Source organism: Alistipes communis (assembly GCF_006542665.1).
Taxonomy (GTDB): domain Bacteria; phylum Bacteroidota; class Bacteroidia; order Bacteroidales; family Rikenellaceae; genus Alistipes; species Alistipes communis.
Genome location: NZ_AP019735.1, coordinates 231501 through 247469 on the forward strand (window position 1 = coordinate 231501; position 15969 = coordinate 247469).

The following is a 15969-nucleotide window of genomic DNA, read 5'->3' on the forward strand; positions in this document are numbered from 1 at the left end:
CGCCGGATGTTCTTTCTCCTCGTCCTGCTGCTGGGCCAGATCGGCTCGGTGAGTACGGACGCATGGATGATCTGGAATCATCTGCGCGATTTCCACGGTGTGGAACACGTCTGTCGCCACGAATGCGACGTCTGCCTGGCCCACCACAGCGCCTCGGTGCGCTGCAACTGCCTGCGCGACCACAACGAAGCCGACCGGCAGCTCTATGTCTGCTCGAACGGCGACGCCTCGCACCGCCAACACCATGCGCCCGTGGCCGTTCTGCCGCCGTTCCGGTCGCAGAGCGTACCCGACGCGGCTTCGCTGCCGGCGCATCCGGCCTATCGCACACGGCGGAAAATTCCGCTCGACGTGGCCCCGTTCATCCTGCACAAAGGATTGCGGGCACCTCCTGTTATGGCATAAAACCCCTCGCTGCCGACCCTGTACGGACGGTCGGGAGCATGTTTTATGTCTAACAACAGGAATCACAGATGAAAAAATCACTCTTATTTCTCCCCCTGCTGGGCCTCGCGTCGAACGTCGCGGCCCAGGAATTGCGCGGCGTCGTCACCGACGCCGACAACAACCCGCTCGTCGGCGCATCGGTCTACTGGGCCGAGACCACGATCGGCGCCAGCACCTCGGCTACGGGCGCCTACACCGTCCACCGCGTCAAGAACTACGACCGGCTCGTGGCCTCCTATCTGGGCTACGTCAACGACACGATCCGCATCGCCGACGGAGTGGCCGAACAGAACTTCCGGCTCCGCTCCGAAGGCGTCGACATCGAGGGCGTCGTGGTCGAGAGCACGCTGGGCGGCAACTACGTCAAGCGCGACGGCATCCTCAAAGGCGAAACCATTTCGTTCGCAGGCCTCTGCAAAATGGCCTGCTGCAATCTGGCCGAGTCGTTCGAAAACTCGGCCTCGGTAACGGTCGGTTACAGCGACGCCATCTCGGGCGCACGGCAGATCAAGATGCTCGGATTGGCCGGCACCTATACGCAGATTCTCGACGAGAACCGCCCCATCATGCGCGGGCTGTCGGCCCCCTACGGACTGAGCTACACGCCGGGCATGTGGCTCAATTCGATTCAGGTGTCGAAGGGCGTCTCGTCGGTCACGGCGGGCCACGAAGCGATCACCGGCCAGATCAATCTCGAACACCGCAAGCCCACCGACGACGAACGGCTCTTCGTGAACCTCTATTTCGACGACGAGCTCAAACCCGAGCTGAACCTCTCGACGGCACTGCCCGTGACGCGCGACAAGAAGCTCACGACGATCGTGCTGGCACACGGTTCGATGGACACCAAATCCTACGACCACAACCACGACGGCTTCCGCGACCTGCCCGAGGCGCGTGCGATGCACGTGGCCAACCGCTGGCTCTACGCCGCCGACAACGGACTGCAACTGCGCTGGGGCTTCAAGGTCACGGCCGAGAACCGTCTCGGCGGCCGCATGGGCTACGAAAATTCGATGCGCGACCAGATGCGCCAGAGCGCGCTGGACGGCGGCTCGTTCTACGGTTCGCAGATCCGCAACCGAGGTTTCAACGGCTACATCAAACTGGGCATGCCCGTCGGTGCCTCCGTCTACGACAAGGACGAGCAGGACGAGATGCGTTCCAACATCGCCTTCGTGGCCGATTTCGACCACTTCAACGAGAGCTCCTACTTCGGATTGAACGACTACACCGGCAACGAAAACTCGGTGTCGCTCAATGCGATGTACAGCCATTACTTCACCTACCGCTCGTCGCTCATCATGGGCGTCTCGGCCCACCTGCAATCGTTCAACGAACGGCTCGTCAACGATTTCGTCGACAACGGCCGGATCGAAGGGCGCAGCTACGATATGGACCACAGCGAGAACGAAGCGGGCCTCTACGCCGAATACACCTACTCGATCCGCGACAAGTTCTCGCTCGTAGCAGGCGCACGCGGCGACTACAACTCGTTCTACGACAAATACTACTTCACGCCGCGCGGCCACATCAAATGGAACATCACGCGTCTGTTGACGCTGCGCGCCTCGGCGGGTCTGGGCTACCGCTCGACCAATCTGGTGACGGACAACATCGGCGTCCTGGCCACCGGCCGCCGTTTCGCCTTCGACGGCTACGCATGGAACGGCGATTACGATTTCCACACGCTCTACCGCGATTTCAACCGCATGGAGAAGGCGCTGACCGTGGGCGGAAGCCTCACGCAGACGTTCGGACTGGTCAAGCCCGAGGACGCCACGCTGAGTTTCGACTACTTCCGCACGCAGTTCTACAACCAGGTCGTGGCCGATCAGGAGTACAGCGCCACCGAGGTGATGTTCTACAACACCGATGGCCGCTCCTACACCGATACCTATCAGGTCGACTTCAACTGGACGCCCGTCGAGCGGCTCGACATCTTCGCGACCTACCGCTACACCGACTCGTCGATGACGCTCGACCGTCCCGACGGCGGGCGCGTGCAGGTCGAACGGCCGCTGGTGAGCCGTTACAAGGCGCTGCTGAATATCCAGTACGCCACGCGGTTCCGCCGCTGGACGTTCGACGCCACGGCTCAGCTCAACGGCCCCATGCGCCTGCCTTCGCAGACGGGCGACCCGACCGTGACGGAGCTCTCGCCCAAGTACCCGGTCTTCTTCGCGCAGGTGAGCCGCAAGATCAAGAAACTCGACCTCTACCTCGGCTGCGAGAACATCGGCAACTACAAGCAGGAGCACCCGATCCTCGCTGCCGATCATCCCTTCTCCACCGCCTTCAACTCATCGGTGGTGTGGGGCCCGCTGATGGGACGCAAGTTCTATATCGGCCTGCGGTGGAACTTGTATTGAGAGTGTTTTACAGTGCCGATATAGAACCGTGCAGACAATCCCTCCAAACCTCCCTTTGAAAAGGGAGGCTTCAAAAAGGTCTGAAACGACGTTCTATACCGGCCTGCGGTGGAACCTAATTTAATATTAACAGTTAAAACCAACACGAAACGAGTATGAAAAAGATTTTGTTCGTCTGCCTCATGGCAGCATTGGGGCTGGGCACCGGCTCGGCCGCAGCGAAGGATGCGAAAAAGGCATCGACCGTAACGACGGTATTCAAGACCGACATCGATTGCGAACACTGCGCCAAGCGCATCATGGACAACATTCCCTTCGAGAAGGGAGTGAAGGATGTCAAGGTCGACGTTCCCAGCAAGGAGGTGACCGTCGTCTACGACGCATCGAAGAACGACGCCGAAGGTCTCGTCAAGGGCTTCGCCAAAATCCGCGTGAAGGCCGAGGCCTGCGACGCGAAGTGCTGCCAAGGGACCGCCTGCAAGGAAAATTGCTGCCAAAAAGCCGCCTGCAAGGAGAACTGCTGCAAGAAGGGCGACTGCGACAAGAAATGCTGCGCCGCCGCTTGCGACAAAAAAGCCGCTTGCGACAAGAAGTGCGCGGACTGCCCCGCGGCGAAGAAGTAGTCCGGCGACGAATCCGAACGGGAGGAACGTTCGACCGTTCCTCCCGACGGCAAAGAAAAAACCGACAGCAAAATGCTGTCGGTTTTTTTCTTTCTTGCGGCCGAATCATTCGCCCGGAATGGATTCGAGCGGTTCGGCGGCGCTCTTCTCCGCCTTGAAGGCGACGCGCTGCACGGGACCGCGGGCACCGGCGGCGTCGACCGCGACGCTGACAATCACGTAGTCGCCGCCCCACTCTACTCCGTAGGAGAGATTGTAGGATGTCTTGTCCATGTAGTATTTGCTGTTGATGAGCGACGAAGCCAAGAGCTGATCGTCCGTCGAGGCGATGTCCGACGCCTTATAAATGTTCGAGTACCAGTGTACGGCCCCTTCGGCAGGTGCAATGCGTGCGCCCAGAATCGCATATCCTTTGAAGTGCCCATAGCCAAGCGGGTTCAGTTCGGCCCAATCGTCGCCGTCGGTCAACCATAGCGACGGTTTAGCCACGGCAGCCGAAATCACCTGTTTTTCGGTCTTGAAGGGTGATTCGCTGAATGCCGTAACCGAAGCCGGCTCGCCGGTCTGCTCGTCCACCCAGAAAGCATACACGTAATAGGTCGTCTCCGGCGTCAGCGTACCGAAGGTATAACTGTCCGGACCATCGAAACCCGAAGAACATTGCGAGGCGATGAACTCCGGAAGCGGATACCAGTCGGCATAGTCTCCCATCTGGGCCTTGCGCTGTTCGATCATCTTCTGCTCGAAATAGGCTGCGATTTTCGACTCATCGCCCTTCATTTCACCGTACTCCTCCTCAGTCATTACGTTCCAATAATAGAATGCCCTCACGTCACGCGGCGAGACCGTCACCCGAGCGCCGGTCGCAGTCACCTCGCCGAAATCGAAATCGAACCCGTAATCAATCGGAGAGTCCGGCGGCGTGACGATCTTCTGCACCGCCACCTCCGTGTTGATCATGGCAGTCGAGTTGACGCCCACGGCGCAGGCATAATAGGTCGTTTCCGGTTGCAGCGTCTTGCTCTGCACCTCCTGCTGGCCGACCGAACAGGAGAGCATCACGATCGTCGACAACGGAAGACCGTCGTCGGTCAGCTGCGAAACCATATACTCGTAGATGTAACCCGGCCAGTCTTTGCTGATATCCTCGTATCCGGCCTGATCGAGCATCGTATAGAAATACTGCACCGTCGGATCGGACGGATTGAAAACGACCTTGACCGACGTCGAGGTAAGATTCTCGGCAACGATGTCGATCTTGCAATCGACCATGGGCCCCGGCTCGACGGGCAGCGACTTGAACGGTTCCACGATCACGTCGGTCGTGGCCTCTCCTTCGGAATCGATTCCATAGACATAGACCACGTAATCAGTATTCGGCGAAAGGCGCGAAGGATGGAACGTTTGTTCGCCCTTATAGGCATACCCCGCGATGAACTCGGCGAGCGTCTTCTGTTCGGCGGCGGCATGTTCGGCGAAGATCGCCTTGTTCTCCGCTGCGATCTTCTGCGCATCGAACCCTTCGGCGAAATCCACCGCGGCGATATACATCCCCTCCTCTTCGGGATAGACCGTCATCCGCGCATCGCTCATCGTAATATCGGCGACTTGAATCAGGAAGGGAAGATAACCCTCCTGCACGACCGAGACCTTCACGGCTTCGGCGCCGTCATAACGAAGCGTCACCGTGGCCGTGCGGGGATCGGCAAGGAGATTCTTTTCGAGGCGTGCCGTCACGGCTTCGTCGCCGACGGTCAACTCCTTCACCCATGCGTCGTCGCTCTGAGCCGAGAGGCGTTTTCCCTCGACGGGGTTCTTCACTTCGTAATCGATCGAGATCGCGCCGCCTTCCGCCGGTACGGCAGCCGGCGTCGCCGCCTCGATCACCGGAGCGTCAGAGGGGGGGGGAAATTAACGGATCGTCCGTGTTGTCGTCGCCGCAACCCGTCAGGGGCAGCAGTGCAAGGCAGAAGGCCGTCGCAGCCAAGCGTTTCATCAGATTTTTCATAAGAGCATAGAGATTAAGGGTTATTTTAAAGAATCGGAACTCCGATGTTCAAAAATAACATTTATTTATTAAAAATACGATTTTTCGTCTAAATGGACCCGATTATTTTCATCCGAATTATCGGAGAGAATCCTTTTTCCGCTTACATTCCGTCGCCCGACGGTGGCATTTTCCTATCCGACCGTATCCTCCGATCGCTCCGATCCTTCGTGATTGACAGTTATGAAAAATTATCGACAACCCCTCCCTTCCGGACAAGTGCATCCACCCTCTCCCTTCCGACGCCACCCGCCCGCATCGCCGACAACAACGAAAAGAGCGGCAGTGTCGCACTGCCGCCCCTGCGTTCCGACCGCAATCGCATCACTCCATCGGGCGAACCCGCATCTCGGTCAGCCCCGCCACCTCGCGCGCCAGCCGGTCGAGATCGGTGATCTGCTCGACCTCCCCGTAGTGATAGGGATAGAAGATCGCGGGACGTAGCGCCCGCACCGCCTCGGCCGCCTGATCGACGGTCATCGTATAGGGCTGGTTGACGGGCAGGAACGCGATGTCTATCCCTTCGAGCGAACGCATTTCGGGCGTCGGCTCGCTGTCGCCGGCGATGTAGACGCGCGTACCGCCCAGCGTCAGCACGTAGCCGCAATCCTCCCGCTCCCTGGGATGGAATTGCAGGTGCCCTTCGGTGGTATTATAAGCCGCCACCGCCTCGACGCGGATTCCGTCGAGAGGTTCGGCCATAGCGCCCGGCACCATCGTGTAGCAGTCGAAATCGAACGCTTCGGCCGAGGTCTTGTCGCAGACAACCGCCGTCGCGGGCGTCATCAACAGCTCGACGGCCGCACGGTCGAGATGGTCGTAATGCGAATGGGTGACGAGCACTGCATCGGCTTTCGGCAGATGCGCGTAATCGGCATACTCGCCGACCGGATCGACATAGATGCGCCGCCCGTCGAAATCGACGGCCAGCGAAGCATGTTTGAAAAATGTGAAGACGATCGGCCGCCCGTCGCGGGACGTCGCCGTATCGGCCGGATAGACCGGCGCCTCCTTCTTCTTGAACAACGAGATCATAATCTTGCAATTTTAGGCGATTCCGGTCGAAGATACGAAAAGTCGCGCGCAGAAGCAAATTTATTCGCACTTTGCCGAGACGAAATTTCCGAGGTGCGACCGAAGGCGTCTGAATTCCGCGAAACCGACCCGCCGCACCCGCGATTTTCACCGGCAGGCCCTTTGCGACGCAAGGCGCGGAGCCGCAATTCCGCGCCTTGCGCTCCCGCACTTCGCTCAGCATGGGGACGACGGCTACTTCCGGTAACTTACAACCAGCACCTTCGACGAACTCCAAAACCGTTCGGGATCGGTGATGACCAACTTATACACCACCTTGTCGGCATTCGTAATCAGTTCGTACGAATCGGCGGGATGCGGCGTGACGACGGTCGCCTTCTTCTGCTCGACGAGGATCTCCGTCAGCGTGCGGGCGTCGGCCCGGATGAACAGATCGTGGTCGCCGGTATCGCCCACCGTGAGCGTGCGCCCGATGAACCCCTGCTTCGAGACGATCCCCGAATCACGCAGCGCCTTCTCCGCTCCCACGATATAATAGACCGTGTTGAGCCGGTCCTCCAGCTGCGCCTTTTCGCCGGAGAGGTGTTTGACCTCGGTGCTGCGGGCGGCGGCCTCTTCGGCGAGCGTCTCCATCCGGGCTTCCATCTGCGACAGTTCGCCGCGCAAACGACCGATTTCGCCCTCTTTGGCGGTCAGTTGGGCATCGAGATCGCGAATCATCTTTTCGAGTCCCTCGATGCGCAGGTCGGCTTTGCGCAACTGCGCCGAGGAGCGTTGCAGCGCAGCGATCTTCTGCCGGTTCTCCTGCAACAACCGGTCGATCGCGGCGATGTCGGCATCGATCTCCTCGATCGGACGGCGCACCCCTTCGTCATTGCGCGCGAGCGCGACGAGGTTTTCGCGCGTACGGATCCGCGCCAGATTCTCGGTGACGGCATTGATGTCGGCGAAGACGACCTCGATGAGCGAATCCTTCGCACGAACCACCGCTTCGAGCGAATCGCGCTGCACCACGGTTTGTTCGGCCACCCGGCGGCTCACGCACGATACGAATGCACATGCGGCACAGAGTATCGGCAGGCAAATGTGTTTCATCATTTCAGATGGTTTGATTGTCATAACGGCGTCAAAGATAAGCAGAAAAGCGGCAGGCTGTACGAAAAAAACGCACCGGCGGCGGCCTCCGGCATAAAAATCGTGCGCCGCATGGCGGATAGCCGCCGTCCGGCGTGCGGAATCCGGCTAAAATCCGCAATCTTCGGCCGACGCCTCAGATACTCTCGTTCGGCAATGTTCGAATAAATTTGACATTGCACTCACTTATGCGTATCTTTGCGAAAGAGGAATTTCGCCCGACAGGCGGCGTTCCGGCAAATCGGACCGCAACGGTTTCGCCGACGCTCCGTACATCATCCGCCCGACATGCAACCGCTGGACGACATACACGCCGAACTGCTCGGCACGCTCAAACGCTACTGGGGCTACGACAGCTTCCGTCCCGTGCAGGAGGAGATCATCCGCTCCGTCTGCCAGGGGCGCGACACGCTGGCGCTGATGCCCACCGGCGGCGGCAAGTCGCTCACCTATCAGGTGCCGACAATGCTGCGCGAAGGTTTGTGCATCGTCGTAACGCCGCTGATCGCCCTGATGAAGGACCAGGTCGACCGCCTCAGGCGGCTCGGCATCAACGCGGCGGCGATCCATTCGGGACTTTCGATGCGGCAAATCGACATCGTGCTCGACAACTGCGTCTACGGCGATGTCAAATTCCTCTACGTGGCTCCCGAACGGCTCGTGACCGAGGCGTTCCGTCTGCGCGTGGAGCGGATGCGGGTCTCGCTGCTGGCCGTCGACGAGGCGCACTGCATCTCGCAGTGGGGCTACGACTTCCGCCCCTCCTACCTGCGCATCGCCGAACTGCGCGAACGGCTGCCCGAAGTGCCGGTGCTGGCGCTCACGGCATCGGCCACACCCGCTGTCGCCCGCGACATCATGCGGCAGCTGCGCTTCGCCGAACCGCACGTCCTGCGCAGCTCGTTCGCACGGCCCAACCTCTCCTACGCCGTGCGGCACGACGAGGACAAAAACGAGCAACTGCTTCGCGTGGTGCGCAACGTGGCCGGCAGCGGTATCGTCTACGTGCGCACGCGCGACGGCTGCGAACAGCTCACCGAATTCCTGCGCGACGCAGGCGTCGCCGCGACCTGCTACCACGGCGGCCTGGCCAACGCCGAACGCTCGATCCGGCAGGAGGAGTGGCTCGCGGGCCGCACGCGCATCATGGTGGCCACCAACGCCTTCGGCATGGGAATCGACAAGGCCGACGTGCGTTTCGTCGTCCACTACTCCATGCCCGACTCGCTCGAAAGCTACTATCAGGAAGCGGGCCGTGCGGGACGCGACGGAAAGCGCGCCTATGCCGTGCTGCTCGTCGCCCCGGACGACGCCGAGCGCGTGCAGCGCCGCTTCGACCTGCAATTCCCGCCGCTCGACGAGATCCGCGACATCTACGAAAAGGTCTGCTCCTACCTGCAAATCGGCATCGGCGACGGCGAGCAGGCGTCGTTCGTCTTCAACATCCACGACTTCTGCGCGAAGTTCCGCCTCTTCGGCGGCAAGGTCGCCAGCGCGCTGAAACTGTTGCAGCAGAACGGTTATCTGACGCTCACCGACGAAATGCGCAACCCCGCGCGCATTCTCTTCTGCATCAGCCGCGACGACCTCTACAAACTGCGCGTGGTACGCAATGACCTCGACCACTTCATCCGTACCGTGCTGCGGCTCTACGACGGCGTTTTCACCGATTTCCGCCCCATCGACGAGCAGGAGATCGCCGCGGCGAGCGGCTACAAGGTCGAGCATGTCAAGGAGCTGTTCAAGCGGCTGTGGCAGATGCGCGTGATCCGCTACATTCCGGCCAATCAGGCGCCGATGCTCTTCTTCGATTGCGAACGGCTGCCAGCGGCCGACCTCTACATCGCCCCCGAGACCTACCGCCGCCGTCAGGAGCTGGCCGAAGAGCGCTTCTCGCACATGATCGCCTACGCCGCCAACGAAACCGAGTGCCGCAGCACAGTGCTGGAACGCTATTTCGGTGCGGCCGACCCCGCGCCGTGCGGTGTCTGCGACATCTGTCTGGCGGCGCGCAAACGCGCGAAATCGGCCGAAGCTCCGCTCGACGAGGAGATCCTGCGACAGCTCGACGCCGAACCGCTCGCGGTCAAGGAGCTGGCAGCGCGCTTCCGCTGCGACGCCGAACGGGTGTTGGAGGCCGTCGAACGATTGCAGCACGCAGGTAAAATTTCGACGGCGGAGAGCGGAAAACTCGCAATTAATCGATAACTTTGCGTCGCCTGAGAGAATTCGCATGGAAAAACGAACGTTTCAACAGCACATATCGAACGAAGATACCGCAAAGCTGCCTGCCGTGCTCTTCGACGGCCCGATCGTCATCGTCGACGACGAGAAGCAGGTCGAAGCCGCCTGCCGCGACCTGGCGTCGTCGCCCGTGCTGGGCTTCGACACCGAGACGCGCCCCTCGTTCAAGGCGGGCGTCACCTACCGCGTCGCCCTGCTGCAACTCTCCACGCCGCGGCGCTGCTATCTGTTCCGCCTCAATAGGATGCGCTTCGAGAAGCAGCTCGTCAAACTGTTGGAGAACAAGGCGATTCTGAAAATCGGCGCCGACGTGGCGGGCGACATCCGCTCGCTGCTGGCCCTGCGCCGCTTCCGGCCCGGCGGCTTCGTCGACCTGCAACAACTGGCCCCCGACTGGGGCATCGAAGAGAAGAGCCTGCGCAAGCTTTCGGCCATCGTGTTGGGCAAGCGCGTCTCGAAAGCCCAGCGGCTGAGCAACTGGGAAGCGGCGCAGCTTACCGAAAAACAGATGCGCTACGCCGCCACCGACGCATGGATCTGCCCCGAAATCTACCGCACGCTGCAACATACCCTTAAACCGAACGACAAATGACGACCCACCCCCGTATTTTCCTGCGCAGAGGCAAAGAAGAGTCGCTGCTGCGCCGTCACCCATGGATCTTCTCGGGCGCAATCGGCCGCGTGGAGTGTCCCTCCGACACGATCGCCGAGGGGGAGATCGTCGACGTCCATACCGCCGCCGGCGATTTCATCGCACGCGGCCACTACCAGATCGGATCGATCGCCGTGCGGGTGCTCACCTTCGCGCAGGAGCCGATCGACGCCGCATGGTGGCGCGCTCGCATCCGCTCGGCCTGCGAAGTGAGGCGCACGCTCGGTCTGATCGACAATGCCGCGACGACCTGCTACCGGCTCGTTCACGGCGAGGGCGACTCGCTGCCGGGACTGGTGATCGACATCTACGGCACGACGGCCGTCGTACAGTGTCATTCGGTGGGGATGTACCGCTCGCGGATGCAGATCGCCGAGGCGCTCCGCGAGGTCTACGGCGAGCGTCTCGCAGCCGTCTACGACAAGAGTTCGCAGACGGTACCCTACAAGGCGGGGCTGAACGCCGTGGACGGATACCTGATGGGCAAAGTCGCAGCTCCGACACAGGAGGTGTCGGAAAACGGCCATCGTTTTCTGGTCAACTGGGAGGAGGGACAGAAGACAGGCTTCTTCCTCGACCAGCGCTGCAACCGCGAACTGGTGGAACGCTACGCTGCGGGCCGCACCGTGCTCAACACCTTCTGCTACACGGGAGGATTCTCGGTCTACGCCGCCGCGGGCGGAGCGAAGGAGGTCTGCTCGGTCGACGCCTCGGAGCGCGCCGTGCAGCTGGCCGACGAGAACATGCGGCTGAATTTCGGCGACAGTTTTCCCCACACGACGCTCGCCTGCGACGCCGTGGAGTACCTCAAACAGATCGGCGACCGCTACGACCTGATCATCCTCGACCCGCCCGCCTTCGCCAAGCACCACAAGGTGCTGGGCAACGCCATGCAGGGGTACAAGCGCCTCAACGCACGGGCGTTGTCGCAGATCCGGCCGGGCGGCATCCTTTTCACCTTCTCCTGCTCGCAGGCCGTGACGAAGGAGCTGTTCCGCACGACGGTCTTCTCGGCGGCAGCCATCGCCGGCCGCAACGTGCGCATCCTGCACCAGCTCGCGCAGCCGGCCGACCACCCGATCAACATCTATCACCCCGAAGGGGAGTATCTCAAAGGGTTGGTGCTCTATGTGGAATAAACCCTCCGACAGCGAACGGATCGATGCCGTGACGGCGTGGCTCGATGCGGCGGACATCGCCTACGACCTCTATTTCCACCCCGCTTCGCCCACGATCGAACTGGCCAAACGCCACTGGCGCGACGACGGGTCGAAACACTGCAAAAACCTCTTTTTCCGCAATCACAAGGGCAATCGGCACTATCTGGTCTGCTTCGACTGCGACCGCACGCTCTCGATCCACGACCTCGAAGCGCGGCTGCATCAGGGAAAACTGTCGTTCGCCTCGCCCGAGCGCATGATGCGTTATCTGGGGCTGGAACCCGGTTCCGTCTCGCCGTTCGGACTCATCAACGACGCGGAGCATCACGTTCACCTCTTTCTCGACCGCAACCTGCTGTACTGCCCGTCGCTGAGTTTCCACCCCAACGACTGCCGCGCCACGGTAGTCATCGCCCGCACGGAGTTCGAACGGTATCTTGCGCGGGTGGGCAACAGCTACGAGTATCTCGATCTCTACGAGGAGTAGCCGTCCGCTCCGCTGCCCTTCGCCCCTCCCGCAGATAGAGAGAAAACCGCCTCTTTCGAGGCGGTTTTCTGTCAGACCAGTCCATCTATTCGTAAATCAGATACTTTTCGCGCATTTTCGCGAAACGCTCCACGTCGGGCCGCCAGCGTGCACGAATCTCGGCCGCGGAACGGCCGTCGAGAATCATCTCGCGCACCCAGCCCACGCCGATCAGCTTCTCGAACATCGGAGTGAAGAACGCCTCGCCCAACCCTAGCGCACGATAGGCGTCGATCACGTAGTCGAGTGTCAGCCCCTCGGCGAGAATCTCCTCGCAGGGCTTCTCGCTCAGGTCGACACCGCGACATAGGCGTCCTTCCAGAGGAGGATGTTTCGCGCCGGCTGTCGGCCGCGGCGTGAAGACGAAGCAGTAGCGGTCGGCCGGCATGTCGGGATGGCCGTAACACTCGAACGGACGGTCGGTGCCGCGCCCCAGACTCACCACCGTCCCTTCGAAGAGGCAGATCGACGGATAGAGGTAAATCGACCGCTGCGTCGGCAGGTTGGGCGACGGCGCCACGGGCAGCTCGTAGCGCGTGGCATGGGTATAGCGGCGGCACGGTACGACTGTCAGGTCGCACGGCTTCGCCCACCCCTCACCCACGGCCATGCGGGCGATCTCGCCCATCGTCAGTCCGTGTACGACGGGAATCGGCAGCGCGCCGACGCCCGACTTGTATTTCATGTCGAGCACGGGGCCGTCGATGTACGATCCGTTGGGATTGGGACGGTCCAGCACCACTACCGCGCGGCCGAAATCGGCGCAGGCATCCATCATGCGCAGCATCGAAATATAGTAGGTGTAGAAACGCAGACCCACGTCCTGCATGTCGACCAGCAACACGTCGAACGAGCGCATCGCCTCGTCCGACGGTCGGCGCGTGCGGCCGTCGTAGAGCGAACGGATCAGCACCCCCGTGCGCTCGTCGACAGAACTGGCGACGTGCTCGCCCGCATCGGCCGTCCCGCGGAATCCGTGTTCGGGCGAGAAGATCGCCGTCAGGCGCACGCCGCTGCGATGCAGCAGGTCGACCAGATGCTCGTCGCCCACGCGCGAAGTCTGGTTGGCAAGCACGGCCACGCGGCGCCCGCGCAGCAGCGGGAAGTAGGCCGCCGTATCGGCCGCCCCGACCGTCACCCCGTCGCACGCCCCCTCCGGCGCGGCCGCCGCAGCGACCGGCAGCAGCATGCACAGCAGCGAAAAAAGCAAGAGTTTGCGCATCGCCTTCGTTTTATCGTTTCATATCTTCGACCAGCGCATCGACCAGCATGCGGCAGGCAGGTTCGACAGCCGTCGAATACCCCTGCTTCAACTCGACAGGCGCGCCGACGACCGGCCATTTCATCCCCTCGGCGAACTCCGTCATACGACGTACGGCGGCACCGGCCCACGTAAAGGAGCCGAAGCAGGCGAAACGGCGGTACGGAATGCAACGCTCGGCGATCTTACGCAGCAGCGCATCGACCGGCGGGTAGAGCTGGCCGTTGTAGGTCGGCGAACCGACGACGAGCGTATCGTAACGGAAGATGTCGCGCAACACCTGCGACACGTCGGCCGTCGAAAGATTGTAGACGACGATCGGCCGCACGCCTGCGGCGGCCAGGCCGCGGGCGACGGTCTCGGCCATCTGCTCCGTATTGCCGTACATCGAACCATAGGCGATGACCGCCCCCGGCTCGCCCTCGTAACGGCTCACCTTGTCGTAGAGCTCCACCACGCGGGCGATCTCTCGGCGCCAGACGGGGCCGTGCGTCGAGCAGATCATGGCGATGTCGAGCGGGGCGACCTTCGCCAGGGCGCGCTGCACGGGCTGGCCGTATTTGCCCACAATGCAGGCGTAGTAACGGCGCATCTCCTCCCAGAAGGGTTCGACGTCGAGCTGCTCGTCCGTCACGCCGCCGTTCAGTGCGCCGAACGTGCCGAACGCATCGCCCGAGAAGATCGTACGCTCCTCGGCGCACCACGTGGCCATCGTCTCGGGCCAGTGCACCATCGGAATCATGCAGAACGCCAGCGTCAGCCCGCCCAGGTCGAGCACGTCGCCCTCCTTGACCTCGACCGTACCGCACGCGATGCCGTAGTAGCCCTCGATCATCTGCAACGTCTTGGCGTTGCCGACGATCCGCACGGCGGGATAGGCCTGCCGCACGGCGGCGATCGAAGCCGAGTGGTCGGGCTCCATGTGGTTTATCACCAGATAATCCAACGGTCTGTCGCCCAGCCGTTCGCGGACGTTGGCCAGCAGACGGCCCGTGAAGCAGGCGTCGACCGTATCGACGAGCGCCGTCCGCTCGCCGCAGACCAAATAGGCGTTGTACGACACGCCGAGCGGCAGCGGCCACAGTCCCTCGAAAAGATGCTTCGTGCGGTCGTTCACCCCGACGTAGAAAATACGATCCGTGAGTTTTGTCAAGTCTTTCATAACGGATACTGCAATTTATTTATCGAAATACCTTTATTATTTCCACTCACGCCTCGGCGCCGAACTGCATGAGGTAGGCCTTGATGAAGGCGTCGATCTCACCGTCCATCACCGCGTCGACGTCCGACGTCTGGCAACCCGTGCGGTGATCCTTCACGCGACGGTCGTCGAAGACGTAGGAGCGGATCTGCGACCCCCACTCGATGCGTTTCTTGCCCGCTTCGAGCGCCTGCTGCGTGGCCATGCGCTTGTCCAGTTCGCGCTGGTAGAGCTTGCTTCGTAGAATGCGCATCGCATTCTCGCGGTTCATCAGCTGCGAGCGCGTCTCCATGTTCTCGATCAGGAACTCGACCGGTTCGCCCGTATCGGGATCCTTGCCGTGATAGCGCAGCCGCACGGCCGTCTCGACCTTGTTGACGTTCTGACCGCCGGCGCCCGACGAGCGGAACGTGTCCCACTCGATGTCCGAGGGGTTGATGACCACCTCGATCGAATCGTCCACAGCGGGCGACACGAAGACCGACGCGAAGGTCGTCTGGCGCTTGTTGTTGGCGTTGAAAGGCGACAGACGCACCATGCGGTGCACGCCGTTTTCGCTTTTGAGATAGCCGTAGGCGTAGTCGCCCTCGATTTCGAGCGTGCAGGACTTGACGCCCACCTCGTCGCCCGCCTGGTAGTCGAGCGTCTTGACCTTGTAGCCGTGGGCCTCGCACCAGCGGGTGTACATGCGCAGCAGCATCGACGCCCAGTCGAGCGCCTCGGTACCGCCGGCTCCGGCGTTGATGTCCAGAATAGCGCCCATCTTGTCCTCGTCGCGGCGCAACATGTTGCGCAGTTCGAGCGCTTCGATGTGGGCGATTGTCTGCGCATAGTGCGCATCCATCTCCTCCTCGGAGATCACCCCCTCTTTCAGGAAATCGGGCATCAGTTCCAGATCCTCGACCTCCTTGCGGATCGTGTCGTAATCGGTGATCCAGCTCTTGATCGACGCCACCCGGCGCAACTGCTCCTGCGCACGCGCCGCATCGTCCCAGAAGTCGGGTTCCTGCGTCTTCTCCTCCTCGTTCTGCAAATCCATGCGCTTGCGTTCGATGTCGAGACACTTCTCCAACGTATCCCGACGGCTCGCCGCCTCCTTGATCTGTTCTGCCAATACCATAAAATTTCCGGCTTGAAATCGATAGGGGACAAAGATACGAATAAGTGAGAGCAATGTCAAATTTATTTGAACATTGCCGAACGCGAGTATCTTCGGCGAAGCCAAAGATACGAATAAGTCGAGCGCAGAAGCAAGCGTCAGCTTGAT

13 protein-coding genes are annotated in these 15969 nt (G+C 61.4%); 7 read left to right on the top strand and 6 right to left on the bottom strand.

Going from position 1 to position 15969, the window contains the following annotated elements; genetic code table 11:
• Positions 1 to 6 precede the first annotated feature (6 nt).
• From FMF02_RS01005 to FMF02_RS01015, 3 genes are all read left to right on the top strand, one after another.
• On the top strand, positions 7 to 405 hold the full coding sequence (locus tag FMF02_RS01005; protein ID WP_141411902.1) for a hypothetical protein: 399 nt from the start codon (positions 7 to 9) through the stop codon (positions 403 to 405).
• Positions 406 to 473: 68 nt separating this feature from the next.
• Positions 474 to 2819, top strand: a complete 2346-nt coding sequence (locus FMF02_RS01010; RefSeq protein WP_141411903.1) for a TonB-dependent receptor — start codon at positions 474 to 476, stop codon at positions 2817 to 2819.
• A gap of 155 nt (positions 2820 to 2974) precedes the next feature.
• Positions 2975 to 3442 (top strand): heavy-metal-associated domain-containing protein, encoded by a 468-nt coding sequence (locus FMF02_RS01015; RefSeq protein WP_019131052.1) that lies wholly within the window; start codon positions 2975 to 2977, stop codon positions 3440 to 3442.
• Between the two features lie 105 nt (positions 3443 to 3547).
• Here the strand turns inward: FMF02_RS01015 and FMF02_RS01020 are convergent, their stop codons facing one another.
• From FMF02_RS01020 to FMF02_RS01030, 3 genes are all read right to left on the bottom strand, one after another.
• Entirely contained in the window at positions 3548 to 5329 is a 1782-nt protein-coding gene (locus FMF02_RS01020) for a BACON domain-containing protein (protein WP_141411904.1), read from the bottom strand.
• A gap of 484 nt (positions 5330 to 5813) precedes the next feature.
• Positions 5814 to 6524 (bottom strand): MBL fold metallo-hydrolase, encoded by a 711-nt coding sequence (locus tag FMF02_RS01025; protein ID WP_141411905.1) that lies wholly within the window; start codon positions 6522 to 6524, stop codon positions 5814 to 5816.
• 234 nt (positions 6525 to 6758) lie between these two features.
• A complete protein-coding gene (locus FMF02_RS01030; protein ID WP_141413526.1) occupies positions 6759 to 7619 on the bottom strand; it encodes a Cbp1 family collagen-binding glycoprotein adhesin in 861 nt (286 codons plus the stop codon).
• 327 nt (positions 7620 to 7946) lie between these two features.
• Between FMF02_RS01030 and FMF02_RS01035 the strand changes: the two genes are divergently transcribed.
• The 4 genes from FMF02_RS01035 to FMF02_RS01050 are packed head-to-tail and all read left to right on the top strand — an operon-like array spanning position 7947 to position 12201.
• On the top strand, positions 7947 to 9866 hold the full coding sequence (locus FMF02_RS01035; protein ID WP_141411906.1) for a RecQ family ATP-dependent DNA helicase: 1920 nt from the start codon (positions 7947 to 7949) through the stop codon (positions 9864 to 9866).
• A gap of 25 nt (positions 9867 to 9891) precedes the next feature.
• Positions 9892 to 10494: a 3'-5' exonuclease gene (locus FMF02_RS01040; RefSeq protein ID WP_141411907.1), complete on the top strand. Its 603-nt coding sequence runs from the start codon at positions 9892 to 9894 to the stop codon at positions 10492 to 10494.
• Positions 10491 to 11693 (top strand): class I SAM-dependent rRNA methyltransferase, encoded by a 1203-nt coding sequence (locus tag FMF02_RS01045; protein ID WP_141411908.1) that lies wholly within the window; start codon positions 10491 to 10493, stop codon positions 11691 to 11693. The genes FMF02_RS01040 and FMF02_RS01045 overlap by 4 nt, the downstream gene beginning before the upstream one ends.
• The gene (locus tag FMF02_RS01050; RefSeq protein ID WP_141411909.1) at positions 11683 to 12201 is read left to right on the top strand and encodes a prolyl-tRNA synthetase associated domain-containing protein; all 519 of its coding nucleotides are present in this window, start codon (positions 11683 to 11685) and stop codon (positions 12199 to 12201) included. Before FMF02_RS01045 ends, FMF02_RS01050 begins: the two co-directional genes overlap by 11 nt.
• A gap of 85 nt (positions 12202 to 12286) precedes the next feature.
• Here FMF02_RS01050 and FMF02_RS01055 read toward each other — a convergent pair whose 3' ends face one another.
• From FMF02_RS01055 to prfB, 3 genes are read right to left on the bottom strand one after another with little or no spacing between them, the layout of a single operon-like run.
• Positions 12287 to 13462, bottom strand: a complete 1176-nt coding sequence (locus tag FMF02_RS01055; RefSeq protein ID WP_141411910.1) for an exo-beta-N-acetylmuramidase NamZ family protein — start codon at positions 13460 to 13462, stop codon at positions 12287 to 12289.
• 10 nt (positions 13463 to 13472) lie between these two features.
• Entirely contained in the window at positions 13473 to 14663 is a 1191-nt protein-coding gene (locus FMF02_RS01060; RefSeq protein ID WP_141411911.1) for an FprA family A-type flavoprotein, read from the bottom strand.
• A gap of 46 nt (positions 14664 to 14709) precedes the next feature.
• Positions 14710 to 15822 carry a peptide chain release factor 2 gene (gene prfB / locus FMF02_RS01065; RefSeq protein ID WP_019131062.1) on the bottom strand — a complete coding sequence of 371 codons (1113 nt, stop codon included), beginning with the start codon at positions 15820 to 15822 and terminating at the stop codon, positions 14710 to 14712.
• Positions 15823 to 15969 lie beyond the last annotated feature (147 nt).

What these genes read in the sequence shown, in the direction of transcription:
- FMF02_RS01005 (WP_141411902.1), top strand. Translation starts at nt 7, where the DNA reads ATGTTCTTTCTCCTCGTCCTGCTGCTGGGCCAGATCGGCTCGGTGAGT.
- FMF02_RS01010 (WP_141411903.1), top strand. Translation starts at nt 474, where the DNA reads ATGAAAAAATCACTCTTATTTCTCCCCCTGCTGGGCCTCGCGTCGAAC.
- FMF02_RS01015 (WP_019131052.1), top strand. Translation starts at nt 2,975, where the DNA reads ATGAAAAAGATTTTGTTCGTCTGCCTCATGGCAGCATTGGGGCTGGGC.
- FMF02_RS01025 (WP_141411905.1), bottom strand. Translation starts at nt 6,524, where the DNA reads ATGATCTCGTTGTTCAAGAAGAAGGAGGCGCCGGTCTATCCGGCCGAT.
- FMF02_RS01030 (WP_141413526.1), bottom strand. Translation starts at nt 7,619, where the DNA reads ATGAAACACATTTGCCTGCCGATACTCTGTGCCGCATGTGCATTCGTA.
- FMF02_RS01035 (WP_141411906.1), top strand. Translation starts at nt 7,947, where the DNA reads ATGCAACCGCTGGACGACATACACGCCGAACTGCTCGGCACGCTCAAA.
- FMF02_RS01040 (WP_141411907.1), top strand. Translation starts at nt 9,892, where the DNA reads ATGGAAAAACGAACGTTTCAACAGCACATATCGAACGAAGATACCGCA.
- FMF02_RS01045 (WP_141411908.1), top strand. Translation starts at nt 10,491, where the DNA reads ATGACGACCCACCCCCGTATTTTCCTGCGCAGAGGCAAAGAAGAGTCG.
- FMF02_RS01050 (WP_141411909.1), top strand. Translation starts at nt 11,683, where the DNA reads ATGTGGAATAAACCCTCCGACAGCGAACGGATCGATGCCGTGACGGCG.
- FMF02_RS01055 (WP_141411910.1), bottom strand. Translation starts at nt 13,462, where the DNA reads ATGCGCAAACTCTTGCTTTTTTCGCTGCTGTGCATGCTGCTGCCGGTC.
- FMF02_RS01060 (WP_141411911.1), bottom strand. Translation starts at nt 14,663, where the DNA reads ATGAAAGACTTGACAAAACTCACGGATCGTATTTTCTACGTCGGGGTG.
- prfB (WP_019131062.1), bottom strand. Translation starts at nt 15,822, where the DNA reads ATGGTATTGGCAGAACAGATCAAGGAGGCGGCGAGCCGTCGGGATACG.